At 42.9% G+C, this 26,416-nt stretch carries 26 protein-coding genes; 18 read left to right on the top strand and 8 right to left on the bottom strand.

Annotated elements, in window-relative coordinates; genetic code table 11:
- Positions 1-8: 8 nt before the first annotated feature.
- From ACYIA1_RS02030 to ACYIA1_RS02015, 4 genes are read left to right on the top strand one after another with little or no spacing between them, the layout of a single operon-like run.
- Entirely contained in the window at positions 9-1,562 is a 1,554-nt protein-coding gene (locus ACYIA1_RS02030; protein ID WP_005861522.1) for an acyl-CoA carboxylase subunit beta, read from the top strand.
- A gap of 21 nt (positions 1,563-1,583) precedes the next feature.
- Positions 1,584-2,477, top strand: a complete 894-nt coding sequence (locus tag ACYIA1_RS02025) for an OadG family transporter subunit (RefSeq protein WP_008774132.1) — start codon at positions 1,584-1,586, stop codon at positions 2,475-2,477.
- Between the two features lie 23 nt (positions 2,478-2,500).
- A complete protein-coding gene (locus ACYIA1_RS02020) occupies positions 2,501-2,932 on the top strand; it encodes a biotin/lipoyl-containing protein (RefSeq protein WP_008774133.1) in 432 nt (143 codons plus the stop codon).
- A 4-nt stretch (positions 2,933-2,936) separates the two neighbouring features.
- Positions 2,937-4,097, top strand: coding sequence for a sodium ion-translocating decarboxylase subunit beta (locus ACYIA1_RS02015; protein WP_008774134.1), 1,161 nt, complete (start codon positions 2,937-2,939; stop codon positions 4,095-4,097).
- Between the two features lie 67 nt (positions 4,098-4,164).
- Here ACYIA1_RS02015 and ACYIA1_RS02010 read toward each other — a convergent pair whose 3' ends face one another.
- Both ACYIA1_RS02010 and tsaB read right to left on the bottom strand, forming a co-directional pair.
- Complete coding sequence (locus tag ACYIA1_RS02010) at positions 4,165-4,311, bottom strand: hypothetical protein (protein WP_005861514.1); 147 nt, start codon at positions 4,309-4,311, stop codon at positions 4,165-4,167.
- A 68-nt stretch (positions 4,312-4,379) separates the two neighbouring features.
- Entirely contained in the window at positions 4,380-5,096 is a 717-nt protein-coding gene (tsaB, locus tag ACYIA1_RS02005) for a tRNA (adenosine(37)-N6)-threonylcarbamoyltransferase complex dimerization subunit type 1 TsaB (protein WP_196009564.1), read from the bottom strand.
- A 189-nt stretch (positions 5,097-5,285) separates the two neighbouring features.
- Between tsaB and ACYIA1_RS02000 the strand changes: the two genes are divergently transcribed.
- From ACYIA1_RS02000 to ACYIA1_RS01945, 12 genes are all read left to right on the top strand, one after another.
- Positions 5,286-6,158: a YicC/YloC family endoribonuclease gene (locus tag ACYIA1_RS02000; RefSeq protein WP_196009563.1), complete on the top strand. Its 873-nt coding sequence runs from the start codon at positions 5,286-5,288 to the stop codon at positions 6,156-6,158.
- A 14-nt stretch (positions 6,159-6,172) separates the two neighbouring features.
- Entirely contained in the window at positions 6,173-6,739 is a 567-nt protein-coding gene (gene gmk / locus ACYIA1_RS01995) for a guanylate kinase (protein ID WP_005861508.1), read from the top strand.
- 3 nt (positions 6,740-6,742) lie between these two features.
- Complete coding sequence (locus ACYIA1_RS01990; RefSeq protein WP_413639645.1) at positions 6,743-6,922, top strand: hypothetical protein; 180 nt, start codon at positions 6,743-6,745, stop codon at positions 6,920-6,922.
- Positions 6,923-6,933: 11 nt separating this feature from the next.
- Positions 6,934-7,509, top strand: a complete 576-nt coding sequence (gene nadD, locus ACYIA1_RS01985; protein ID WP_022192874.1) for a nicotinate (nicotinamide) nucleotide adenylyltransferase — start codon at positions 6,934-6,936, stop codon at positions 7,507-7,509.
- Positions 7,510-8,071: 562 nt separating this feature from the next.
- Complete coding sequence (locus tag ACYIA1_RS01980) at positions 8,072-8,284, top strand: hypothetical protein (protein ID WP_005865774.1); 213 nt, start codon at positions 8,072-8,074, stop codon at positions 8,282-8,284.
- A 203-nt stretch (positions 8,285-8,487) separates the two neighbouring features.
- Complete coding sequence (locus tag ACYIA1_RS01975; protein ID WP_232044490.1) at positions 8,488-9,480, top strand: 6-bladed beta-propeller; 993 nt, start codon at positions 8,488-8,490, stop codon at positions 9,478-9,480.
- A 19-nt stretch (positions 9,481-9,499) separates the two neighbouring features.
- On the top strand, positions 9,500-11,047 hold the full coding sequence (locus tag ACYIA1_RS01970) for a thioredoxin domain-containing protein (protein WP_048928003.1): 1,548 nt from the start codon (positions 9,500-9,502) through the stop codon (positions 11,045-11,047).
- 5 nt (positions 11,048-11,052) lie between these two features.
- Positions 11,053-12,096, top strand: coding sequence for a glycoside hydrolase family protein (locus tag ACYIA1_RS01965; RefSeq protein WP_135959115.1), 1,044 nt, complete (start codon positions 11,053-11,055; stop codon positions 12,094-12,096).
- On the top strand, positions 12,087-12,878 hold the full coding sequence (locus ACYIA1_RS01960; RefSeq protein WP_005861491.1) for a galactosyltransferase-related protein: 792 nt from the start codon (positions 12,087-12,089) through the stop codon (positions 12,876-12,878). The genes ACYIA1_RS01965 and ACYIA1_RS01960 overlap by 10 nt, the downstream gene beginning before the upstream one ends.
- A gap of 223 nt (positions 12,879-13,101) precedes the next feature.
- The gene (gene lysS / locus ACYIA1_RS01955; RefSeq protein WP_022192869.1) at positions 13,102-14,832 is read left to right on the top strand and encodes a lysine--tRNA ligase; all 1,731 of its coding nucleotides are present in this window, start codon (positions 13,102-13,104) and stop codon (positions 14,830-14,832) included.
- 12 nt (positions 14,833-14,844) lie between these two features.
- Positions 14,845-15,840: an NAD(P)H-dependent glycerol-3-phosphate dehydrogenase gene (locus tag ACYIA1_RS01950; RefSeq protein WP_480334223.1), complete on the top strand. Its 996-nt coding sequence runs from the start codon at positions 14,845-14,847 to the stop codon at positions 15,838-15,840.
- An 8-nt stretch (positions 15,841-15,848) separates the two neighbouring features.
- The gene (locus ACYIA1_RS01945) at positions 15,849-17,192 is read left to right on the top strand and encodes a glucose-6-phosphate isomerase (RefSeq protein ID WP_146375673.1); all 1,344 of its coding nucleotides are present in this window, start codon (positions 15,849-15,851) and stop codon (positions 17,190-17,192) included.
- Positions 17,193-17,262: 70 nt separating this feature from the next.
- Here the strand turns inward: ACYIA1_RS01945 and ACYIA1_RS01940 are convergent, their stop codons facing one another.
- Complete coding sequence (locus tag ACYIA1_RS01940; RefSeq protein ID WP_008774141.1) at positions 17,263-17,538, bottom strand: HU family DNA-binding protein; 276 nt, start codon at positions 17,536-17,538, stop codon at positions 17,263-17,265.
- Between the two features lie 586 nt (positions 17,539-18,124).
- On the opposite strand from ACYIA1_RS01940, the gene ACYIA1_RS01935 reads away from it, so the two are divergent.
- Entirely contained in the window at positions 18,125-18,880 is a 756-nt protein-coding gene (locus ACYIA1_RS01935) for an inorganic diphosphatase (RefSeq protein WP_005865754.1), read from the top strand.
- Between the two features lie 64 nt (positions 18,881-18,944).
- On the opposite strand, the gene ACYIA1_RS01930 is transcribed toward ACYIA1_RS01935, so the two are convergent.
- Positions 18,945-19,847 (bottom strand): sugar phosphate isomerase/epimerase family protein, encoded by a 903-nt coding sequence (locus tag ACYIA1_RS01930; RefSeq protein WP_121961301.1) that lies wholly within the window; start codon positions 19,845-19,847, stop codon positions 18,945-18,947.
- A gap of 155 nt (positions 19,848-20,002) precedes the next feature.
- On the opposite strand from ACYIA1_RS01930, the gene ACYIA1_RS01925 reads away from it, so the two are divergent.
- Positions 20,003-21,391: a DUF1080 domain-containing protein gene (locus ACYIA1_RS01925; RefSeq protein ID WP_122383102.1), complete on the top strand. Its 1,389-nt coding sequence runs from the start codon at positions 20,003-20,005 to the stop codon at positions 21,389-21,391.
- Between the two features lie 77 nt (positions 21,392-21,468).
- On the opposite strand, the gene ACYIA1_RS01920 is transcribed toward ACYIA1_RS01925, so the two are convergent.
- Genes ACYIA1_RS01920 through ACYIA1_RS01905 form a run of 4 tightly spaced genes read right to left on the bottom strand, consistent with a single transcriptional unit; the run spans position 21,469 to position 26,342 of the window.
- Positions 21,469-22,725 carry an ABC transporter permease gene (locus ACYIA1_RS01920; RefSeq protein ID WP_413639644.1) on the bottom strand — a complete coding sequence of 419 codons (1,257 nt, stop codon included), beginning with the start codon at positions 22,723-22,725 and terminating at the stop codon, positions 21,469-21,471.
- Positions 22,726-22,737: 12 nt separating this feature from the next.
- Positions 22,738-23,916 carry an ABC transporter permease gene (locus ACYIA1_RS01915; RefSeq protein WP_413639643.1) on the bottom strand — a complete coding sequence of 393 codons (1,179 nt, stop codon included), beginning with the start codon at positions 23,914-23,916 and terminating at the stop codon, positions 22,738-22,740.
- Positions 23,913-24,926 carry an HlyD family secretion protein gene (locus tag ACYIA1_RS01910; RefSeq protein WP_005865742.1) on the bottom strand — a complete coding sequence of 338 codons (1,014 nt, stop codon included), beginning with the start codon at positions 24,924-24,926 and terminating at the stop codon, positions 23,913-23,915. Before ACYIA1_RS01910 ends, ACYIA1_RS01915 begins: the two co-directional genes overlap by 4 nt.
- 30 nt (positions 24,927-24,956) lie before the next feature.
- On the bottom strand, positions 24,957-26,342 hold the full coding sequence (locus ACYIA1_RS01905; protein ID WP_008774144.1) for a TolC family protein: 1,386 nt from the start codon (positions 26,340-26,342) through the stop codon (positions 24,957-24,959).
- Positions 26,343-26,416: the final 74 nt, after the last annotated feature.

Below are 26,416 nucleotides of genomic sequence, written 5' to 3'. Positions count from 1 at the left end.
AAAATACAATGAGTAACCAGCTTGAAAAAGTAAAAGAGCTCATCGCACTTCGTGAGCAAGCTCGCTTGGGTGGAGGAGAGAAAAGAATCGAATCACAGCACAAAAAAGGCAAATATACCGCTCGTGAGCGTATCGCCATGTTGCTTGACGAAGGTAGTTTCGAGGAATTCGACATGTTTGTTCAACACCGTTGTACAAACTTCGGTATCGAGAAAACTAAATATTTAGGCGATGGTATCGTAACAGGTTATGGTACGATCGACGGACGTTTGGTATATATCTTCGCTCAAGATTTCACCGTATTCGGTGGAGCCTTGTCTGAGGCTTTGGCTATGAAGATCTGTAAAGTAATGGATCAAGCCATGAAGATGGGCGCTCCCGTTATCGGTTTGAACGACTCCGGTGGAGCTCGTATCCAAGAAGGTGTAAACGCCTTGGCAGGATACGCAGAGATTTTCCAACGTAACATCTTGGCTTCCGGTGTTGTTCCCCAGATTTCCGGTATCTTCGGCCCTTGCGCCGGTGGAGCCGTTTATTCTCCGGCTTTGACAGACTTCAACATCATGACACGTGGTACCAGCTATATGTTCTTGACTGGTCCGAAAGTCGTAAAAACCGTAACAGGTGAGGATGTAACCCAAGAGCAGTTGGGTGGAGCCAGCGTACACACTACCAAATCGGGTGTAGCCCATTTCGCTGTCGATACAGAAGAAGATGGTTTGCAATTGATTCGTAAATTGCTCAGTTTCTTACCTCAGAACAACTTAGAGGAAACGCCGTTAGTTGAGTGCAAAGACCCGATCGATCGTCTGGATGATGTATTGAACGATATCATTCCCGATAACGCCAACCAATCTTACGATATGTATGAGGTTATCGGTACGATCGTCGATAACAACGAGTTCCTAGAGGTCCATGCGGACTACGCTAAGAATATCATCGTAGGTTTCGCTCGTTTCAACGGACAATCCGTCGGTATCGTAGCTAACCAGCCGAAGGTTATGGCAGGATGCTTGGATAGCAACGCATCTCGTAAAGCAGGTCGCTTCGTTCGTTTCTGCGACGCTTTCAATATTCCTTTGGTAACATTGGTTGACGTTCCGGGATTCCTTCCGGGTACAGGTCAGGAATACAACGGTGTAATCCTTCACGGCGCTAAATTGCTTTACGCTTATGGTGAGGCTACCGTTCCTAAGATTACCGTTACATTGCGTAAGTCTTACGGTGGAGCTTATTGCGTGATGAGTTCTAAACATTTACGTGGTGATATGAATTACGCATGGCCGACAGCCGAGATCGCCGTTATGGGCCCGAGCGGTGCCGTAGAGGTTATCTTCGCCAAGGAAGTAGCAGCCGCTGAAGATCCGAAAGCATGCGCAGCAGAGAAAGAAGCTGAATATAAGAAAGCATTCGCTAATCCTTATAACGCAGCTCAATACGGTTATATCGACGATGTTATCGAACCGCGTAACACTCGTTTCCGTATTATTCGTGCTTTGCAGCAATTGCAGACTAAGAAGTTAAGCAATCCTGCTAAGAAACATGATAACCTGCCTCTATAATCCGTAAAACAGGAGATGAATATGATAAATAAGAAAATAGGGGTATTGCTACTGTTAATGGTTCTCTTCAGTATGGGAGCCAAGGCACAGTTGACTACCTCCGTTAAATTAAATGAAGTGCTAGTTGTCAATGAAGATAACTTTGTTGATGACTATGGAAAACGCCATCCATGGTTTGAGTTATTTAATAACTCAGCAGGTACGGTGGATTTACGAGGATGCTTCTTAACGAACGATAAAAGTAATCCCAGAAAATATATGATCCCGAAGGGAGATGTACTTACCAAAGTTCCTCCCCGCCAGCATCTTCTTTTTTGGGCAGATGATCAGCCAACAAAAGGGACATTTCATGTAAACTTCACATTCGATCCAAACAAAGATAATTATCTAGCCTTATATGATTCAGATGGTACAACTTTGATCGACGAGGTGACAATCCCTGCCGGGCAAAAAGCAGATGTTAGTTACGGTCTGGATCTTGATGGAGTAGGTAATTGGAGTATCCTTGACAAAGTGACTCCTAGCACCAATAATCTGACGTTAGATTCGAATGCGAAACTTGAGAACTTCCAACGGAACGACCCATGGGGTATTGGTATGACCATAACAGCCATGGCAGTCGTATTCCTTGGCTTAATCATTTTGTATCTAGTATTCAAACAGATCGGTAACGCAGCGATCAAAGCTAGCAAGCGTAACGCCCAAAAAGCCGCAGGAACAGGTGCTGCCGTATCAGCCAATATCGGTCAAGAATCAGGTGAAATTTTTGCCGCTATCGCTACCGCTCTTTATGAGATGAGCGATGACAACCACGATATCGAGAACACGGTATTGACTATCCACAAGGTTCAACGCAGCTATTCACCATGGAGTTCTAAGCTTTATTCTCTGCGTCAGACTCCAAATAAAAAGTAATCATCCTAAAATCCAATTGACGAATGAAAAGTTTTAAATATACCATTAACGGTAACACATATAAAGTACATATCAACTCAGTTGTAGATGATGTGGCAGAGGTAGAGGTAAACGGAACCCCTTATAACGTAAAAATGGAGAAACCTGCGAAAAAACAAATGGTTACATTGAAACGTCCGGCTCAAGCTCCGACCAATGCCAGCGGTGAACCTGTTATCACCCGTCAAGCAGCTCCAAGTGTAGCCGGCGCTGTTAAATCTCCGCTGCCAGGTGTAATTTTAAGTGTAGACTGTAAAGTCGGCGATACAGTTAAGAGAGGCCAAAAGATCTTGGTATTGGAAGCCATGAAGATGGAAAACAACATCAATGCCGATCGTGACGGTAAAATTGTAGAAATTAAAGTAAACAAAGGCGACTCTGTATTGGAAGGTGCAGATCTCGTTGTAATCGGTTAATGATATGCAAGAAAGTTTCTTACAATTCCTAGGAGAAAATATCCAAATATTTCTCTCCTATACAGGATTTGCGAACGCGACTCCAGGGCATATCGTGATGCTATTGGTAGGTTTGCTGTTCATATTCCTAGCGATTAAATATGAATTCGAGCCGATGCTTCTGATCCCTATTGGTTTCGGTATCTTGATCGGAAATATCCCTTTCAAGGATGCCGGATTACAATTAGGTATATACGAAGAGGGTTCTGTATTGAACATTTTGTACCAAGGAGTGAAACAAGGTTGGTATCCCCCCTTGATATTCCTCGGTATCGGTGCCATGACAGACTTCTCCGCTTTGATATCCAACCCTAAGTTAATGCTAGTCGGAGCTGCCGCCCAATTTGGTATTTTCGGTGCTTATATCATTGCATTGCAAATGGGATTTGACCCAAGCCAAGCCGGTGCTATCGGTATTATCGGAGGAGCTGATGGTCCAACTGCAATCTTCTTGTCATCCAAGTTAGCTCCTAACTTGATGGGTGCTATCGCTGTATCCGCATACTCATATATGGCATTGGTTCCTATTATCCAGCCACCGTTTATGAGATTGCTTACAACGAAGAAAGAACGTGTGATCCGTATGAAACCTCCAAGAGCCGTTTCACAGACGGAGAAAATCGTTTTCCCGATCGTTGGCTTGTTATTGACAGCCTTCTTGGTACCGTCTGGTTTGCCATTGTTAGGAATGTTGTTCTTTGGTAACTTGATCAAGGAAAGTGGTGTTACTCGCCGTTTGGCAGAGACAGCCCGCGGCCCGCTGATCGATGTTATCACGATCTTATTAGGCATCACGGTAGGTGCTTCTACACAAGCTACCCAGTTCTTAACATTGAACTCTATCAAGATTTTCGGTTTGGGTGCGTTGTCATTCGTTATCGCTACTTGTGCCGGTGTATTGTTCGTTAAGTTCTTTAACCTGTTCTTGAAAGAAGGCAACAAGATCAATCCGTTGATCGGTAACTCCGGTGTATCCGCCGTACCTGACGCTGCCCGTATTTCCCAGAACGTAGGTTTGGAATACGATCCAAGTAACTACTTATTGATGCACGCTATGGGTCCGAACGTAGCAGGTGTAATCGGTTCCGCTGTAGCTGCCGGTATCTTGCTAGGATTCCTTGGTTAATAAAAACAACTATCTATATTAAAAAAGGCGAGGTCCGAAAGGATCCCGCCTTTTTATGTTATTGTTCTCAGTTAGCTTGCTCTATAGGAACCGGACTAATCTCCGTACTCGTATCCTCCACCAACGTTGTCCCGAGGAACAACCAGATCATCAAAAGGATTATAGCGACAACCACACCAAATACCAATAGCGTATTCACACTTTTCTTTCTCATGTCTTTAACTGATTTATTCATTTTAGAATAAACAGCCGGAACATGAATTTGGTTGTGTACCCTTACTCTTATTTGTTTTTCCCTAACGCCTCGTTCAGCACTTTGTTCTTAGCGATCGTTGCTTGGAATTCTTTCAAATAGAAAGGCTCAAAATAAGCCACATTCTCAAAACGGCCATCATCATATGCTTTCTGCGACAAGGATACCATATTTACAGCTAATGGATAGATACCATCTATAAAACAGGCGTTCGGAGAAGTGATTACCGTCTCACATTTAGCGGCACCGTCTCCAAAGAAACAAACCTTACCGTTCTCTAAAAAAGAAGCATACGAATCAGCATCTACGATATCAGCAGTCGTGGCACGTATCGTGTTGAGATGGGAATCATAAATCGAAGAGTAGACTTCCATACGACGGGCATCCAACATAGCGCAATACAAGCAATCGGCCTCCTCCTTATTTTTCCGGATAGCGGCAGACGCTAAAATATCCAGCGTATGAATACCGATCAAAGGAATACCATACCCAAAGCATAATCCTTTAGCCACAGACACCCCGATGCGTAACCCCGTATAAGATCCGGGTCCGCTACTTACCGCCACAGCATCCAGTTTTATCCCTTTCGACTTCGCGGCTTCTAATGCCTCTTCCATATAAACGCCCAATAACGCCGCATGAGACGGCCCCTCGAAGGAAGCCTTCTCAAAGACCACCTCCTCCCCTTCCGACAGGGCTACTGAACATACGGAAGTGGATGTCTCGATATTTAAGATCAATGACATAATAATTAACTATTAACAATTGATAATTGAACGAACAAACAATCTCAATCCTTCAATCTGATTAGGCTGCGAAGGTATACAAAAATTCATTATACTATCAAGGCAGCCCTATGAGAAACATCTATTTATGAGAAAATAAACATCAAATCTAAAAGGAAACCACTATCTTTGCGCAAACTTTTGAGAAAAATGATACAATCAATGACTGGGTTCGGTAAGGTTACTGCCGAGCTCCCTTCAAAAAAAGTAACCGTAGAGATAAAGGCTTTAAACAGTAAGCAATTGGATTTGTCCACCCGTATCCCTTCCATATACAAGGATAAGGAAATGGAGCTTCGGAGCCTGTTACTTCAATCTTTGGAGCGGGGAAAAGTTGAGTTCAATATCTTTATAGAATATATAGGCAAAGATACTCCTACACAGATCAATCTTGCCGCCGTAGAGAATTATTACAACCAAATCAAGGAGATCGCAGAGAAACTGAATATCAGCGTTCCGAACGATTGGTTCCAGACCTTGCTCCGGATGCCGGACGCAATCAAGTCTGAGACCGTAGAACCGGACGAATTCGAATGGGAGGTGGTTTTAGAAACGGTAAAGGACGCTATCAAGCACCTGTGTGATTTCCGTATCCAAGAAGGAGCCATGCTTCAAAAGCTTTTTGAGCAAAAGATAGCCAATATCGCCACTCTGTTGAAAGAAGTGGAGAAATACGAGGGGGAACGTATCGAGAAGATCAAGGCTCGTATCATGGATAACCTGCAAAAGATAGCCGAGAAGGACTACGACAAGAATCGTTTCGAGCAGGAGATGATCTATTACATAGAGAAGCTGGATGTCAACGAGGAAAAGAACCGTCTGGACAACCACTTGAAATATTTTATCTCAACCATGGAATCCGGTCACGGCCAAGGCAAGAAGCTCGGTTTTATCGCTCAGGAAATGGGGCGTGAGATCAATACGCTCGGATCAAAGAGCAACCACGCCGAGATGCAGAAGATCGTGGTCCAGATGAAAGACGAGTTGGAACAAATCAAGGAACAGGTACTAAACGTATTATAATAAGATTAACGAGAATGGCTGGCAAATTAATTATCTTCTCCGCACCCTCGGGTTCCGGAAAATCAACCATTATTAATTATCTTTTGAAACAAGATTTACACCTTCGTTTCTCCATCTCGGCTACCAGCCGGGCTCCGCGGGGAACCGAGAAGAATGGTGTGGAATATTATTTCCTTACGCCGGAAGAGTTCCGCAGTCGTATCGCTAATGGAGACTTCTTGGAATATGAGGAGGTGTATACCGATAAATATTACGGTACGTTAAAAAGCGAGGTAGAGCGTATCTTGAATGAAGGGGACAACGTGATTTTCGATGTGGATGTGGTAGGCGGATGCAATATCAAGAAATTCTATGGAGACCGTGCCCTGTCTGTCTTTATCCAACCTCCTTGCATCGACGACCTACGGAAGCGATTGGAAGGACGGGGAACAGACAGCCCGGAAGTTATCGAAAGCCGTATCGCCAAGGCTGAGTATGAATTAGGGTTCACGGGACAGTTTGATAAGGTTGTCGTAAACGATGATCTGGAGACTGCCCAAAAAGACGCGTTGAAGATCATTCGTGAGTTCTTAAACAAATAGTCTATGCCTAATATATTCAAGAATACCCGTTTTATGATGGGGCTTTCTATCGTTTGTGGGATAGCGAGCCTCGTATTAGGTGGTATCAGCCTGTATTATAAGGAGTATATCATCGGGAGTGCCCTGATATTTAATATATTCATTTGTTTTATCAACTATAAGGGTTGGCAAAAGAAGGGGTAAGTATAAATCGGATGAGACTCAAGACCGGCATCTACAGTGGATCGTTCAATCCCATTCACATAGGCCATCTCGCCTTGGCGAACTGGCTATGTGAGTTCGAGGGACTGAATGAGGTGTGGTTCGTGGTCACGCCTCATAATCCGCTGAAGAAAAAGGATGACTTGCTAGATGACTCACTACGGTTGGAAATGGTCCAAGCCGCCATTGACGGATATCCGAAATTCAAGGTCTGCGATATTGAGTTCCACCTGCCGAAACCTTCTTATTCCATTGATACCTTGCGAGCCTTATCCAGCAACTATCCGGATAGGGACTTTTATTTTATCATGGGAGCCGATAACTGGCAGCTTTTTCCCCGATGGAAAGAATATGAAAAAATACTCCAAAACTACAAACTGCTGATTTATCCCCGCCTAGGATTCGATATCTCGATCCCAACCATTTATCCGAACGTGAAAAAGGTAGACGCTCCCTTGATGGAAATCTCCTCCACATTTATCCGTAACGCTTACCAAACCGGCAAGGATATCCGTTTCTTCCTGCCGGAAGGAGTGCGGCCTTATTTCGGGTCAGTAGCAAATCAGTGACATACCTGCGATAGAAGATATACTTACTTGGGCTATGAAGTATATATCCTATGCCACTTGAAGTATATATTCTTCAAGAAGGGAAGTTATACCGTGATTATTTACAGCTTTGCCATCTTAGGGCAATCTGCCAAAATTCCCATTAAAACATGTTTTACAGCACAGCCGTTAAAGATGATCCCCGTAACATCAAAACAGGCTCACCCGATAATCTTTTTGGAGTATCCAAATATATAATTTGAGCCTTGTCAAGTGATTAGTTATTCATTTGGGAGGCTTTGTGCCTATGGCTTACGCTATTACATAAAATACTATTACATAACAAATTACATCAATACAACAAGTCATTTCTCGAACAAATTAAACATGGGACAGAACAATCGAGTTCGCATAGCTAACTTATATACATATCTCCACTAATTTTCTACTGTACCAATAGAAAGACAATATACATTAAACAACAATAAAAAAGACATAATATACCCCATGTTTGATATTTTTTAATTTTCTTTGTAAATATCAAAGCATTACACATCTATTAACTTTTTAAATCTTTCAAATTATGGACAAACTCAAAAAACTGACAAAAGTCGTACTAAACCAACAAGGTAAAGTTCTTCCAAAAGAGCAAATGATGAAAATCTTAGGGGGAGGAAGTGCGTATTGCCACTGCTGGAACAGTTCTAATGCCATTGATGCCTCTAACTGTTCTCAATGTCAAGATAAATGCAATGGTCTTGGAGGAGTACAAAACTGCAATACCGTAGGAGGTTAACAACAAAAGAAAGGGTTGGCTTTAGCAGAGGTCACCTCCTACCGCCAACCCCTTGTTTCTTAAAACAATATACAACCATGATCTATCTTTTCTTTTTAATCCCCCTTTTACTTATCAGTTGTAACCAGGATCGAGTGAAAGATAATAGTAAGAACGAAATAATCGAGTACTTCATTCCACTCTCACATCGGGTAGAAAAAGATGTGAATGAAGTATTTGAGGAATATTGGTATGTCCCCTTGGAAACAAGGGATGACGCATTGATAGAAGAACTTTACAATATCAAGAACATTGTTATCTATCAAGAAGATATCTACATAGGCTCGGGAAATCAATTAATCATATGGGATAAATATGGAAAAATCAAACGCTATTTATATAAAAAGGGAGAAGATCCTCAATCGTACTTCTTCTTAGGAAATTTTACAATATGGCCTAATGGAGATATTTTGATTTCTTCTGCGAACGATATTACGACTTATTCTAATTCGTTCAAATTTATTCGCAAATGGGCAGATCATGAAAATATAGGATATATAGAGGCTATCACCCAATTTAATGACAGCTCATACATTATAAAAAACATGCCTATACAGGGGCAGTCGCGTTACAGGATAATCAACCCAAAGAGCGGAAATCTTATCAACTCGTATGATTCCATAGAAAAAGCGAACAAATATATCAGCTCATACACAAATTCGTTCGAACGTTTTGAGGGGCATATCCTCTCTCATGGCTATCAAGGCAATGAGATACTTGAGTGTACAATGGATAGCACTAAAATTCGATATCGAATAAATATCGACAATAAAATTCCTCCAGCGGGATTTTGGGCACAAGACGGAAAGGATTATGTGCAAATAGTAATGGAGGAGACAGAGAAAGGATACATCGGGCATATCCCGGATTACGTGGAATCAAAGGAAACAATATTACTCTCCTTCAAGGGAAAAAGGGATGACCTGAACGGAATAGCCTTAATCGACAAAAAAGACGGGAACGCAAGAGTTTTAGAGAACATCAAGTTCGATGACAACTTCCGGTGGTTGCCCAAACAGTTCTTCTCGTTAGATGAGGGCTGGTGCGCCATGCTGATGTATCCGGAAGACGTTTTGAAGAAGGAAGAGTTCGCAAGGCGTTTCCCCGGACTGGACGAGGAGAGTAACCCGGTGTTGTTCATTGGTAAACTAAGGTAATCATTAAAGACCTAAAGCAATGGAACATGACAATCTATTCATCCAAATTTTAGAAATCTTATCGATAAAGCACACGGAAGATTTTACCATAAGATTCTACGAGAGCCATCCACACAAAAACAATCTGTTTGGACTGTCCGAGATGCTACGTTATTATAATATAGAGAATGTAGCGGCCGAAATTCAAAAAACACAAGAAAACTTATCCTCATTGGATGTACCCTTTGTGGCTTACGTAGATCATGAGTTTGTATTGGTGCGACATGTTTCTACCGAGGCAATCATCTATTCATGGCGAGGTAAAAACATCACATTATCTATCCCGGTATTCTTGGAACGATGGTCAGGAATCGTCCTTCTTTTCGAATCCACCGATGAATCTATTGAACCGGATTATAAAGAGCATAGAAAGGAATACTTACGACAGCGGATAGTAATCGCATGTTTCGTTTCATTACTTCTATCATTAATAGGGTGTGCCCTTATCACCAACAGAGGAATGGAGATAGGAATCTGGGGGTTATGGGGTGTTAATGTGATCGGAGCATCTTTCTGCGGTATCCTGCTTTCTCGAGAGATCTTAGGCTCGGATAAATATGTCAACAAAATTTGTTCCCTGTTTTTGAAATCCAGTGATTGCAACGGGACATTGGATTCCCAAGCATCTCATTTCTTGGGGATCAGTTGGAGTGTCTTCGGCTTAGGATATTTTCTTTCCGCAATATTGTTTATCGCCTTGTTGCCCCAATATGTTATATATGCAGAGACTCTGAATATAATCGCATTACCTTATACAGCGTGGAGCGTATGGTACCAAAAATTTAGGGTAAAACAATGGTGCGCTTTATGTTTATCTGTACAAGCTACCGTATGGATCACCTTTCTTATCTCTCTATTTGCGATAGGCATGGATTTCAATCAATGGGATTTATTTGATTTCACTACCATTGGATGCGTGTATGGGCTCGTCATTCTATCGCTCCATTTTACTGTTACATTATACGTAAAAGAAAAGCAAATCCAACGAAGCAACAATAAACTTAGCAGCATAAAACTGAATGCCTCTGTATTTAAGAGCTTATTAAACGAACAGCCTCAATATGACATTGACAAAAATACAGGAATATTATTGGGCAATAGGGATGCCAAAGAGTGGATTACCATTATCTCTAATCCACATTGTGCTCCTTGCGCAAAATTACATCTCCAAATAGAAAAGTTACTCAAAGAATATAAAGAAGAGATTTGCATACAAATCATCTTGACCTCTTTTAGCAAGGAATTAGAACCTAGCGCCATGCTACTGACCTCCATGTATCTACTAAATAATGAATCGGATTATTTACGATTCCTATCTGACTGGTATGCAAAAGGGCGTCATAAAAAAGAGGATTGCTATAAAAGATACAGATTAAATCCTAATGACAAAGATATGTTAGCCAATTTTCAAGCACAAAACGAATGGGTTAGGCGCAATACAATAAGTTCCACTCCAACAGTTTTGACAAATGGTTATTTATTGCCGGAAGAATATGAGTTAAAGGATATGTCGTATTTAATAAATTAAGTACTATGAATAAATTAGCATCACAAATAGATTCGCTAAATAAGCATTTGATAGGCTCATTACATACAAGCTACCCTTTCGGGTTGGCTCACGGCAAAATGGGATTACTCATCTATTTATACCATTTGTATGATTATACGCAAGAAGCTATTTATAAAGAGAAGGCTGAGCGATTGCTGGACGATCTCTTGGAAAACGATCTCTCTAAAAACGCAGAACTTACTGTGGAGGAAGGTTTATGCGGAGTTGCGTTAGGATTGGATTATATTGTAAAAAAGCAATTTGTAGACGGTGATATTAATGATTTGCTAAGTGGTATCGATGATTTGCTATTCAAGAAGCTGGTTTTCGGAAATATGGAATCTAGGTATTCCCTGTCTCAACTCATCCATTTCTTATATTACATTTATAAAAGGCTGGAAATCCAGACAAACGATAATGAGCGTTTCCCTTTCGAGGGCTTAGCAATCAAGTTAGTTAATCAATTGGCCGATTTGATAGACGCCTCCTTTTTCGAGGAATCCTATACGTTTTCCATTTACCAATATCACGTACCGATATTGATGAAAACCCTGTCCTGTCTTATACAATATGATTTTTACAAGGATCGGATACAAAAGGTTTTGGAACAACTATCTCTGTATATGTTCTCCCATTTGCCTCATCTGCATTTGAACCGACTATATCTGTTATGGGGCATACTACCTTTACGGGATTGTTCGCCGGATTGGCAAAGATATGTGAACGAACTAAGAAAATCAATCAATCTAGACATAATATATAATAGAGAGATCAAAGGCAAGGATATCTATATCAGTAATGGATACGCTTCTCTATATTTCTTGTTAGAGGGATTAAAAAGGGACTTCCCCGAATACACCATCCCTTTCAATCCGCACCTAATTTACGATCGGATCATCTCGTCTGACGCTTGGGATGCCCTAATGGAGAACGAATACTACTATAATATACACCGAGGATTGCTGAATGGTTTCCCCGGTACGGTGTTGGCATTGTTAAACATTAAGCAAAGATATTTATGCGAATAGACTTGACAGATACAACATTTATTATTCCCGTACGGATCGATTCCATGATCCGTTTGGAGAACCTGTTGATGTCCGTGGACTCAATAGTACGTTATTTCCGGACACGCATCTTAATTCTGGAGGCCTCATCATACCAAAATGAGATTATCCCCTCGTTAATAAAAGACGATACGGTGAAGTACACTTTCCTCGTGGATAAAGATCCTGTATTCTACAAGACCAAATACTTGAATATCCTCGCAAAGCAGGTTGATACTCCACTTGTTTGTATTTGGGACGCAGATGTGATACTGGACCACCTTCAAATATTGGATGCGGTGAAACAACTTAGAACTAGGACTTCTGATGTCGCTTATCCATATGATGGTAATTTTTTAGATACGTCAGATATATTGAGGGAACATTATTGGCTCCATCGTGACTTAGATTTCCTAAAAAAACATCAAGCAAAGATGAACTCTTTGTACACAGTAGAGGGAGTGATAGGCGCAGTCGGGGGAGCGGTCTTCGCCCAAACGGAAAAATACCTGCAAGCGGGTATGGAGAATGAGGATTTCTATGGCTGGGGCTTGGAGGACGGAGAAAGACATTACCGTTGGTTGAGTTTTGGCTACCGGATTTATCGGAGTGAGGGCTGTTTATTCCATTTGTCTCATCCCCGGGATCAAAATGGGATGTTCCGTTCAAGGATACATAGCGAAAAAGCGATGCATGATATGAATGAAGTAGTAAACTATTCCAAAGAGGAACTTCGAGAAAAGTTCTCCTTGGATTCAAGATAGAGAATTGTATTTAGTGATGAAAGATAAAATTATTGGGTCTTAAGTTCATTGGCCTACAAACCTAAGATACTTCACCAAGGATCCTAAGATACTTTACCGATGAACCTAAGATACTTTATCCATGAACAAACAAGATCGGTGACCTCAACCTTTTACCACATAAGTCAGCATAAATCAGAAATATTTTGTACTTTTGCGCCGTATTATACAAAATAATAGCATAATGAATCTATTAGAACTGAGTGAACAGGAAATAATAAGACGTAATAGCATGGAGCAGTTGCGTCAGATGGGGATAGAGCCTTATCCCGCAGCTGAGTATGTAACGAACGCATTTTCCAAAGAAATAAAAGAGACATTCAAAGACGACGCTGAGCCACGCCCGGTAAGTATCGCCGGCCGTATCATGAGCCGTCGTATCATGGGTAAGGCTTCCTTCATGGAATTGCAGGATTCCGAGGGCAGAATACAGGTCTATATCTCCCGTGACGATATTTGTCCGGATGAGAATAAGGACACCTACAATGTCGTTTTCAAGAAATTACTGGATATCGGTGATTTCGTCGGGATCAAGGGATTCGTTTTCCGTACTCAGATGGGAGAAATTTCCGTTCATGCTCAAGAATTGACAGTTTTGTCTAAATCACTTCGTCCGCTACCGGTCGTTAAATATAAGGACGGTGTCGCTTACGACGGTTTTAATGACCCGGAGCTTCGCTACCGTCAACGTTACGTGGATTTGGTAGTAAACGATGGCGTAAAAGATATTTTCATGAAACGTGCGGCTATCATCAAGACCATGCGTACCGCTTTGGATGAGGCCGGATACACGGAGGTAGAGACTCCGATCCTGCAATCTATCGCCGGAGGAGCTAGCGCACGTCCGTTCACGACACATCATAACTCCTTGGACATCGATTTATATTTACGTATCGCTACCGAGTTGTATTTGAAACGATTGATCGTCGGTGGATTCGAGGGTGTATACGAGATCGGTAAGAATTTCCGTAACGAGGGTATGGACCGTACGCACAACCCGGAGTTCACCTGTATGGAACTTTATGTCCAATACAAGGACTACAACTGGATGATGAGCTTCACCGAGAAGCTGTTGGAGCGTATCTGTATCGCCGTGAACGGTACGAGCGAGAGCACGATCGACGGTAAGACAATCAGCTTCAAGGCTCCTTTCCGCCGTTTGCCGATCTTGGAGGCGATCAAGGAAAAGACGGGTTACGACTTGGAAGGTAAGAGCGAGGACGAGATCCGTACGATCTGCAAGGAATTGAAGATGGAGATCGACGATACGATGGGTAAAGGTAAATTGATCGACGAGATCTTCGGAGAGTTCTGCGAGGGTACGTTTATCCAGCCGACCTTCATCATCGACTATCCGGTTGAGATGAGCCCGCTGACTAAGATGCACCGTAGCAAACCGGGATTGACCGAACGCTTCGAGTTGATGGTAAACGGGAAGGAATTGGCGAACGCTTATAGCGAGCTAAACGATCCGATCGACCAAGAAGAACGTTTCAAGGAGCAATTACGCTTGAGCGAGAAAGGGGACGACGAGGCGATGTTCATCGATCAAGATTTCTTACGCGCCCTTCAATTCGGTATGCCTCCTACGTCGGGTATCGGTATCGGTATCGACCGTCTGGTTATGTTGATGACCGGACAGACAACGATCCAAGAGGTATTGCTTTTCCCGCAAATGCGTCCGGAGAAAACCGCAAAGAAAGATAACGCCGACAAATACGTAGCCTTGGGTATTTCCGAGGAGTGGGTTCCCGCTTTGCAGAAAGCCGGCTACCTGACGGTTGACACGCTGAAAGAAGCGAACGCCAACAAATTAAGACAAGAGCTTTGTGAGCTTAATAAAAAATATAAGTTAGAACTGCAAAATCCTACGATCCAAGAAATAGAAGCTTGGATAGCCAATGTAGGAGAATAAAAGCGTGATACGATGGATTTGCCCGGAAAAATCGCGATAATGGGAGGTGGTAGCTGGGCTACCGCCTTAGCCAAGATCGTACTTTCAACTCAAGATAGTATCAGCTGGTACATGCGTAGGCCCGATCGTATCGAGGAGTTCAAGCAGTTGGGACACAACCCGTGTTACCTCACCGCCGTGAAATTCGACACGAACAAGATAAACTTCTATTCCAATATCAACCAAGCGATCAAGGACTCGGATACCTTGATCTTCGCTACGCCTTCCCCTTTCTTGAAACAACATTTGAAGAAGGTGAAGACCTCTTTGAAAGATAAGTTTATCATCTCGGCGATCAAGGGTATCGTACCGGATGAGAATATGTTGATTACGGATTACTTCGCGGAGTATTACAAGGTTCCGACAGAAAATATAGCAGTTATCGGTGGTCCCTGTCATGCGGAAGAGATCGCTCTGGAGCGGCTCTCGTACATTACGTTGGCTTGTTCCGACATTGAGAAGGTCCGTACGATATCCCCCGTTTTCAAGAATCAATACTTAAAGAATTCCTTCTGTAAGGATGTGACCGGTATCGAATACGCCGCCGTACTGAAGAACGTGTACGCTATCGCCGCCGGTATTTGCCATGGGATGAAATATGGCGATAACTTCCAAGCCGTATTTATCTCGAACGCTATTGAGGAGATGCGTAATTTCGTGGACGCCGTACACGGGCTGGAGCGGGATATCACCGACTCCGTCTACCTTGGCGATTTGCTGGTTACCGCTTATTCCCGGTTCAGCCGTAACCGTACTTTCGGAACCATGATCGGTAAAGGATATTCCGTGAAGACAGCGCAGCTGGAGATGGAAATGATCGCCGAGGGATATTATGGAACCAAGTGTATGCGTGAGATCAATGAGAAATATAAAGTGAACATGCCGATACTGGACGCTGTTTATGATATATTGTACGAGAAGAAATCGCCAACAACGGTCATTCGTCAATTAACGGAAACGTTTAAATAAAATAGCATATGAAAAACATCAGTTTAAACATCGACAAGGCTCTGGGCACTGTCTCCAAGGAACAGGTTTACGCTCAAGAGGCCAAGGCAATGGAATGTATTGCCACATTACATAACGGTAACGGAGCAGGTAACGACTTTTTGGGTTGGTTGCATCTCCCCTCTTCTATCACGGACACAGAGTTGGCCGACATCGAGAATACGGCGAACGTGCTTCGTTCTAAATGTGAAGTGGTCGTAGCCATTGGTATCGGTGGTAGCTATTTGGGTACCAAAGCGGTAGTAGAAGCGTTAAACAACAGCTTCGACTGGTTGCAAAACGACCGTAAAAACCCGGTTATGTTATACGCCGGACACAATATCGGAGAGGATTATCTTTATGAATTAAGCGAAGTTTTGAAAGGTAAGCAATTCGGTATTATCAATATCTCCAAGTCTGGTACGACTACAGAGCCGGCTTTGGCTTTCCGTATCTTGAAGAAACAATTGGAAGATGCTGTTGGCAAGGAAGAGGCTAAACATCGTATCGTAGCTATCACGGACGCTAAGAGAGGCGCTTTGCGTACCTTGGCGGATCAAGAAGGTTACAAGACTTTCATCATCCCTGATAACGTAGGTGGACGTTTCTCTGTTTTAACTCCGGTAGGTTTGCTTCCGATCGCCGTGGCAGGTATCAGCATCTGCGACTTGGTTGCTGGAGCTGTTTCCATGGAAAAAGCTACAGACGCGAGCGTTCCTTTCGCTGATAATATGGCCGCTATCTATGCCGCTACTCGTAACGAGTTGTATAAGAGCGGTAAAAAGATTGAGATCTTGGCTAACTTCCATCCGAAATTGCATTATATCGCAGAATGGTGGAAACAACTTTATGGAGAGAGCGAAGGTAAAGACGGTAAAGGTATTTTCCCCGCATCTGTAGATTTGACAACCGATTTGCATTCCATGGGTCAATGGATTCAAGACGGTGAGCGTACGATTTTCGAAACGGTTATCTCCGTGGAAGCTACAGATCATAGCGTATTGGTTCCTACAGACGAGGCTGATTTGGATGGATTGAACTTCTTGGCAGGCAAGCATGTAGACGAGGTAAACAAGATGGCTGAGTTAGGTACTCAGTTAGCTCACGTAGATGGTGGCGTTCCTAATATCAAGGTAACTATGCCGGAAGTAAGTGCGTTCTATATTGGTCAGTTGTTCTATTTCTTCGAGAAAGCTTGTGGCATCAGTGGTTATATGTTGGGCGTTAACCCATTCAATCAACCGGGTGTCGAGGCTTATAAGAAGAATATGTTCGCCCTGTTGAATAAGCCGGGATACGAGAAAGAAAGCGAAGCTATCAAAGCACGTTTATAATACGATTTACCCCATAAAAAAACGGTTTTCTCATCACGAGGAAACCGTTTTTTCGTTTGAATAGTTTTTATTACTCATTTAATTCTTTAAGTAAATCGCTCCCGGCCTTGAATTTGACCGAGACACGTGGAGTAATCATTACTTCCTCCCCTGTTTTCGGATTACGTGCCAATCGCTCGGATTGTTGCCAAGGTACAAAAGATCCAAATCCTTTCATGGAAATAGATTCTCCTTCCCGTATTCCTTTCGCCACAACAGTCGGTAACGCATTCACTACGGTTCTAACAACATTTTTCGGCAATCCTGTTTCTTCCACAAGAGATTGTACTAATTCTCCTCTATTCATACTAGATAATAAATATACCATTCTTCACCAGAAAAGAGTCCGGTGAGAACTCTAGTAAGCGCATTAATAACGAATTTTCAAAGGCTATAACTTGCTATGAATAAGTGATATCATAATACTGTATACTATTTCTTATTAATTATATTTCTACCAAAGTCTCACTTGTCTATCTGAAAGGGGTTCAATTATACCTACATTTAGGTATATAATATTTCTGTATGCATTGATTTTTAATATATGTTATTTTGATATTCCCCAAATATTCATATATTTGCAATGATTAAACAACTAAGTTCTCACCGAACTACGTCATAATTTATTGATTAATTATCTCAACGAAATAAATTTATATCCCTTATTTTTCAATACATCTATCAACTCATCCAGATAATTATAGAATTTATCAATCCGGTTAGGGTGTACATGTAGGTGGATCAAAAGTAAGCACCCATTTAAACCATTTTTGTTTCATAAAATGAAATTCCATTATATATCATATTTATTTAATTTCAAGAAGCTTTCCTCCCATTTCTGTTAATTCCGATTTATTACGTACCTTTGTATTGGTTTTTAAGAAGGTAATAACATGATTCAAGAAGCGATTATCCGATATCTGCGTAAACACAGGCAGGAATCCCTTTCTCCCAAAGCTGTTCTTTTCGATATGGATGGTGTATTATATGACTCTATGCGTTTTCATGCACGGGCATGGCATGAGGTAGCGACCCTCCATCAGCTAACTTCTCGGCCGGAAGACTTTTATATGTTCGAAGGACGTACTGGGGAAAGCACGATCAACGAGCTATACCAACGCACTTTCCAACGAGACGCTACCGCCGAGGAGAAGCAAACGATCTATAAAGAGAAAGCGGATCTATTCAATACCTATAATGACGGTGCCCCCATGACCGGCGCCGCAGAGGTTCTAAAAGAAGTGGAAGCATCCGGACTGCAACGATTGGTTGTCACCGGTTCCGGCCAACATAGCTTGATCGATAAGCTAAACCATACCTATCCGGGACATTTCAACCGAGAGAAAATGGTTACGGCTTTCGACGTGAAATATGGCAAGCCACACCCCGAACCTTATTTAATGGGACTTCAAAAAGCGCATGCGAAGCCTAATGAAACTTTTGTGGTAGAGAACGCTCCCATGGGAGTAGAAGCTGCCGTGGCAGCCAATATCTTTACGATAGCCGTAAACACCGGACCTCTCCCCGATCAAGTTTTATTAGATGCCGGAGCGGATTTACTATATCCGGATATGGAAAACTTAGCTAAAGATTGGAAACAAATCATCGAGCTTGCGAAATCCACCCGATTGAACGAGTATTCCAAATAAGCAAACATAAAAAAAGAGGCTACCCGATAATGAAGTAGCCTCTTCTTTTTTATCATCGAACGGATTATTTCACATAATCAGCCTTATTCAAGAAATCATAGCTTTGCTGAACGCTGGCAACCGGATCATTGTTAGTATATTGTTCCACTTCAACATACCAATCCTTTACGTTATTAGCGTACATTTGATCGAAGATAGGCTTGAAATCCATCTTACCGCTTGCGCCGATCTCTTTCTCATCCTTGATATGGATAGCCTTGAACTGGCTCGGACGGTTCTTCAAGTAAGCGACAGGATCACCGCCACCCATCATTACCCAGTATACATCCATTTCGAAGAATACGTGGTTCGGGCTTACGTTATCCAGCAAGAAATCATAGATCAATTGATCGTCGATCTTACGGAACTCGAAGTCGTGGTTGTGATAACCGAACGCAATGCTAGCGGCAGCGGTCTTATAACCAACCGTATTGAAATAATCGCAGTACATCTTCAAGTCATCCAATGTAGTCTTATCGTTAACCGGCATCCACGGTTGAACCATATATTTAACGCCTAACTCATTATGAGCATCGATCGCTTGATCCCACCAACTCATAACCTCGGCTTCTTTTTCTTTCGTAAAGGCCTGTCCAAGGTGAGCGCTCGTACACTTCATACCTAGGTCATTCACCATTTTCTTAAATTCAGCGGGAGCTAAACCGTAAATCTTACCGTTATCATAGCTTGCTGTCTCCAGATTCTTATAACCCATCTTAGCGGCGGTTTCCAATACTTTCTGGATACCTTCTTCTTTTACAAGGTCTCTTAAAGAATACAATTGAAGCCCTATATATTTAGAAGACTCCGATGCTGTAGCGGCAGCTTGTCCTGATTTACCGCCACAAGAAGATAATAACTGCGGGGCTACCAACCCACCCGCAAGCATCAAAGAGGCTTGCTTCAAAAAATTACGTCTGTTCTGCATAGTACTATTAATTAAGTTTGATTGAGAATTTTTACAAAAGTAAGACTATATTCTTAGGTTTATATCTTTATAGAAGTTAAAATCTTCAAAAAGGACATTGTATTTTAATTTTCGTTATCTTTGGAGGATATATTATTACTTAAATCATTTATATCATGAAAAAATTATCAATTCTAGCGATGGGCCTTCTCTTTGTCCTGACCACAGCCTGTAGTGTTTCCGGCAGTGGTACCTTATTCGATGGCAAAGATAGTAACAAATGGAAAATGACAGGCGATGTCTCCGTTCAAGACGACATAATGACCTTGAAAGGTACGGATGCGCTGGCCATACTGAAAAACGGCAAATACAAAAACTTCGATCTAACCCTTGATTTACGTACTACCCCGGGAGGCAAAGGCGCCGTCTGGTTCCATACGGACCCTACATTGAAAAAAGGATATCGTATCGCTATCAATAATGACAGGGCTGATAAGGTTTGGTGGAAAATGACAGGAAGTCTTGTTTCCGTGAGGAATTTGACCAAAAGCTTCGTAAAAGAAGATCAATGGTTCAAGATGGATATCCGGGTAGCCGGACAAGAGATCGATGTAAATATAAACGGCGAACCGGTTGTAGAGTATATCCAACCGACCGCACCGTATCGTACGGACGCTAACGCCTATGCCTTATTATCGGAAGGGACATTTGGCATAGAGAGTGATGGTAGCGGTGAGATCCAGATCAAGAACATCACCGTGAACGTAATTGATGAATCCACGATCGATATCAACGCACAATTGGCGGAAGCTAACGATGAGCAAAATGACGAGATCATAAAATTACATCAATCGGATTTCCCTGTATTGGATTATCACGTGCATTTAAAAGGTGGATTAACCAAGGAAGTTGCCGCTAAGCAATCCCGCAAGACCGGTATCAATTATACGATCGCACCGAACTGCGGCATCGGTTTCCCGATCACGAACGACCAACAAGTCATGGATTACCTAAATGAGATGCGCTCACAGCCTTTCATCCTTGGTATGCAAGCGGAAGGACGCGAATGGATAACCACATTCTCTCCCGAGACTCTTAAAGAATTCGACTATGTGTTTACGGACGCTTTGACGTTCAAGGACAATAAAGGTCGCCGTACCCGCCTATGGATTCCGGAAGAGACTTGGATCGAGAATGAGGAGCAATATATGGACATGATCGTAGATCGTATCTGCTCCGTATTGGAAGAGCCGGTAGATATCTATGTAAATCCTTGTTTCTTGCCATCTCCGATGGATAAGCGTTTTGACGAATTCTGGACGGAGGCCCGCATGAACCGTTTCGTCGAGGCATTGGCAAAAAGCGGAAAAGCTTTAGAGATCAACGAACTATACAATATTCCAAATAAAGCGATCATTATGAAGGCGAAAGCCGCCGGCGTTAAATTCACGTTTGGAAGTAACAACGTGACACCAAACGTCAGCGATCTGTCTTACAGTATCCGCATGATGAAAGAATGTGGCCTGACGGCTGAGGATATGTATAAACCGAAAGTTAAAATCTAATCACACATTTACCCTCACCCTAATCCCCCGTTTAGGGACACCCTAAATGAGCGATTAGGGTAGACCTAAACGAGGGATTATTCTCTTTCTCGCAACATCCGTCGCATCTTCATATACCGATATTGCTTTATAATCATCTTGCGGCTACGTATGATCTGATAACGGTAAATGATACAAGACAAGATGAAATATACACCTGCCTGAATCCATAATACCCGATATTCATGCGCCACCTCATGCAAGGAAGCGCCAGCCGTATTGATACGGATAAATCCCTGGATACCCGGAGTAGAAGGAAACAAATAACCCACCACTTTCCAAAACGGAGGAATAGCCGCCTCCGGCCAAGAGACACCCGAGATAAATAACAAGATGACAGACGTGAAAACGAATACCAACATAGGCGATTCGCGACTCGTCATAAATTCCGATAGCGTCATAGACATAAAAATACAGGCAAACAGGTAAGGCAGTAAAAACAACAAAATAGTCAGTGGCTCACCAACCTGAGGTAAGGAGAATAACTTAGGGACAATAGCCAATACCCAGATGCAAACCACCACATACAGCAAAAGATAAGTCAGCGACTTGCCGAACACGATACGCAAAGTCCCGTTAAAATGCCTGCAAATAGGTACCAGACTATGAAAGCGGTTCTTTTCCCGTGCCGTTCCTCCCAACATTCCGATGCCCAATATCAAGGTCTGTTGCAATACCAAGATCAAGATTGCCGGTACCAAAAAACTGGCAAAACCATTCTGGGAATTAAACAACGCTACCGATTCATACGGGATCGGGTCTACCGTGATCTGGTCCATCTTATCCGTAGACGACGGATTATTATGCATCCGAAGTTCCTTACCCATATCCAACGATACCTCTGTCGCCGCCAAAAGGAAAGCCTTATAAAACAATAAGGCGCTCATATCGCAATACAACGAGACGGTTGTCTGTCGCCCTTCATGCAGGTCCTTACTATAATCCGGGGGAAAAAGCAAAATTCCATAGGCCTTCTTCTCATCTAACATCTTCTTGGCTTCCGCCATATCCGGACAAACACCCACTACTTCCACATCCGGCGTGGCGTTAACCCGTCTGGTAAACTCACGACTCAAATAGGAATCACTTTGGTCTACCACCACCATCTTCGCCTCGTGTACTACCTCGTTATTATATATAAATGAATAAAGCAGCGGATATACGAAAGGCACCAAGAAAAAGAAAATCATGACCCCCACATCTTTAAACACGTTTCTCAATTCATCCTTCCAAATATAAAACGTATCCAGAAGACCTTCCTTTATGATATATCGTAAACGATGTTCTCTTTTCATCACATACAGTTTTTACGGTAGATATTTGAAATCTAACAACGCCCTCTTCAAGTTCCGCCCGATAAGGAACGGCAAGATCAGAAATCCCAACAACCAAGCGTACTCGCCCAACGTATAGAATAGTGCCCGCCCGTTCAAGGCTTGATCGACATAAATCAAGAAATAATGCCGCAGAGGAAACAAACGTGCCAACGCTTGCAACGTAGGGTCCATACCTTGTACCGGAAACGAGAATCCGACAATGGAGAACGAGATCATTCCGAACAGACTGGCGAAACTAAGCCCTAAACGGGGAGTCGGTAATACGCCGATCATAAATACGCCTACCGCCTGAGAGGATATAATCAGCAAAAACATCGCCAAAAGCATCGGAAACCAACCGCTATTTAACGGGAAAGAATTAATTCCATACAACACCGCACAATACATAAAGCCTACGACCGTGAAAATAGCTGTCTGCGGCAATAACTTTCCCAACAAACTAACTGCGATGGAATTCCCTCCCAGATCCAACCATTTACGGGATGTGGAATATTTAATTTCCGTACCGATACTGAATACTGTCACCAGAAATACCATCAACTGAATGATACCCGGCAAAACCGTATTATTCAAATATACCGAATAATTCAACCACGGATTGCCGATCGGATGCGTATCGATCACGATCGGTTGTAGCTGTCCCATGATCTGCGCTTCGGTATATCCTTTAGCTTGTCCGGTCTGTAAACCCACAGCGGCCCCCGCCAATACCGACATCGTTTTCATATCCCGAAACAGCAAGGAAGCGGCGATCAAATAGGTACCATTCGTATAGAAAGACAACCGGGGCTGCTTTCCAGATGTGGCGTCCACGGCGAAACCGGATGGAATGTAAAAAATTCCATATACATTCCCTTTCTGCATTTCCTGACGAGCCTCGGTAAACGACATGGTTTTCATATACACCTCTGTCTGCTCAAAGGCATCCAACTGGCGAATCAAATTGCGTGAGGTAGCGGAGTTTTCCATATCCACCACTGCTATCGGCAGATCGGTCGGCAATCCCTCATGCATCAACGATACAAAGAAAATGACACAGATAGCCGGAGCGATCAGCATACAAAAGAAGTAAATCGGTTGAGCCACCAGCCGATGCACCTCACGCTTCGCGATAAGCCAGATTCTATGCAAACTTTCTTTATAGGTCATACGATCTCTTTCCCTTTTTTCTTTAAGATCACGGACATTCCCGGACGAAGATCAGCGACTTTCTCCAACGGACGGGCACGCACCTCGAAAGTCTTCGAGTCATATTGTCCATTCGTCTTTGTCGCTTTCCATGCGGCATACGAGCCCATATCCTTCATATAATAGACTTTCAACTTCACCGGTAGGTCCCCCAACGCCGGTATAAAAGCATTTACTTCCGAGCCAATCTTGATATCTTTCAACAGATCCTCACGAATACTGAAAGTTACCCATACATCATTTAAATCAGAGATATTCATGATCGGAGCGCCTGTACCAACCAACTCACCGACTTCCGGGAACCGTTCTGAAACCTCCCCGTCAATCGGAGCCACCAAAGCGCTCTCGCCCACATACGACTCCACTTCGGCGATAGCACCTTCCGCACGTTGGACCATAGCGGCAGCGGCAGCCTTATCTTCCTTACGGGCACCTTCTTTTGCCATCTCATATTGAGAACGGGCAGCCTTCTCTGTCGCTACCATAGCGTTATAATTAGCCTCCACCTCGTCTCTTTTTTGAGCGGACATCACCCCTTTCTCGTATAAATTCTGAATACGATCGAAAGATTTCTTAGCGATAGTTAATCCAGCTTGCGCCTTTTGCCACATCTCATAAGCGGCCGTGATTTCCTGTTCACGGGCTCCTTTAATCGCTTTAGCGTTCTGCGCCTCCGCTGCCGCACGAGCCGCCTCCGCTTGTTTCAGCTTCGCCATAACCTCGGGCGTATCTAAAAAGACCAAAGTATCTCCGGCTTTTACCTGATCGCCTTCGCCAAAACGATAAGAAGCGATACGTCCGGGAACCTTACCGGAGATACGAACTTGGGTGGCCTCGGCCTGCCCCATTATAATATCGTCAGGCGGTGTAAGCAGGAAGAAACCCGCCAAGGCTACCAATCCGATCACGACCAATACCGTGATAAAAGCTAACATCATGTTACTGATAGAAAACTTCTTGTTCTCATTCATCTCTGTGTATATTTTTATTTGTTATTACTCTTATTCATTTGCGGACAGTTTACCCAAAGCCTTGCTTAGATAAACTTCTGTTAATTTCACCTCGATTTGAGCATCAATCAAACTAGAGCGAGCAGAAACCCATGCTGTCTGCGCCTCCATTAAGTTCAAAGCCGGGATAACCCCTTCCTCAAAACCGAAATTCGCACGCCGCAAATTCTCTTCCGCATTTTCCATATTACGGGAAGAAGCGATCAACTTTTTGCCCGCTTCATTCACTTTATAAACGGATTGATTTACCTGCAACTCGATCTTTTCACGAGCATCCTGCCATTCCAGTGTTTTTATGCGCGTTTCCGCTTTCGCCGAGTTACGCCTATAAGTGCCTTCCCACCAACCGGACAAGGGTACCTTTACCATAACTCCGACATTAAACATACCGGCGAAATCATTTTTAAAACCATTAAAAACATTCGGATTCGTGACGAAGTAATTCGCCGCTAAAGCGACATTAGGCAACATCTCTGCCAAAGCAATACGTTCTTTTCGCTTATAGATTTTCGTTGCCAGATCCAAACTTCTCAGTTCATTACGATTCATGAAAGCCTCATTCAGATCAGCCGAGGCTTGTGTTGTCTCTACCGGAAAATTATCCAGCTTCTCGTCTGCAAGCGATAAATCCTCCTCTAAAGACAGACCACAAATTTGCGCTAAAAGCATTCGGGTTAAAGCCAGACCATTCTCAACCTTAGTCTGAGCCATCTCCGCCTCATTCAGTTTCACCTTGACAGAAAGCCCATCGGCCTCGGTAGCGACTCCCTCATAGATCATAGCGGTCACATCACTATCCATCTTACGGAGCAAATCCACATAAGCGTCCGCCAATTTCTTCTTATTCACCAAAGATATGACCTGCCAATAGGTCTCGTCAGTCTTATAAATCAAGTCCTGCAACTGTAAATTATTCATTGACTCCGCTAATTGCTTGGCAAACTTAGTGATTTGGTTATAATTAACGATCTTCCCGCCCATGAATACAGGCTGCACCAACGATACATTACCCACCCAGATATTCTGCACATCCAAATGTTGCATATCGTTCACCCCACTCATCAAATGTTGGATCATCGGTAATTGGGCCAAGCCACCTAAAGAAGAGCTCAAGGATGAGGATAAAGCGCCCATGTCCAGTAAGTTTATATCCTTCTGGTTCCACATATAGGCACCGTTTGCCGATAATTGAGGAAAATACTTGGTAAAAGCGGCTTTCTTCTCGTTATCCGCCATCTTGATCTTTTCGCCAGAGATTTGTAGCTCCTTATTGTTCTGGATCGCCAGATTCCGGCACTCTTCCAATGTCAACATTCGCTGAGCGTGCATACAGCTCACCGTGACTACAAATGCTAATAGTAAGATAGTTCGTTTCATCTTTATATCGTTTTAACCTACCTATATAATGCCATCATATTCCCTATGTGACAAAAATATAAAAACCCGCACAA

The organism is Parabacteroides sp. KHUB-02 (assembly GCF_056640955.1).
Note: the sequence above shows the minus strand (reverse complement) of the source record. Positions and strands in the feature narration are given on the sequence as shown.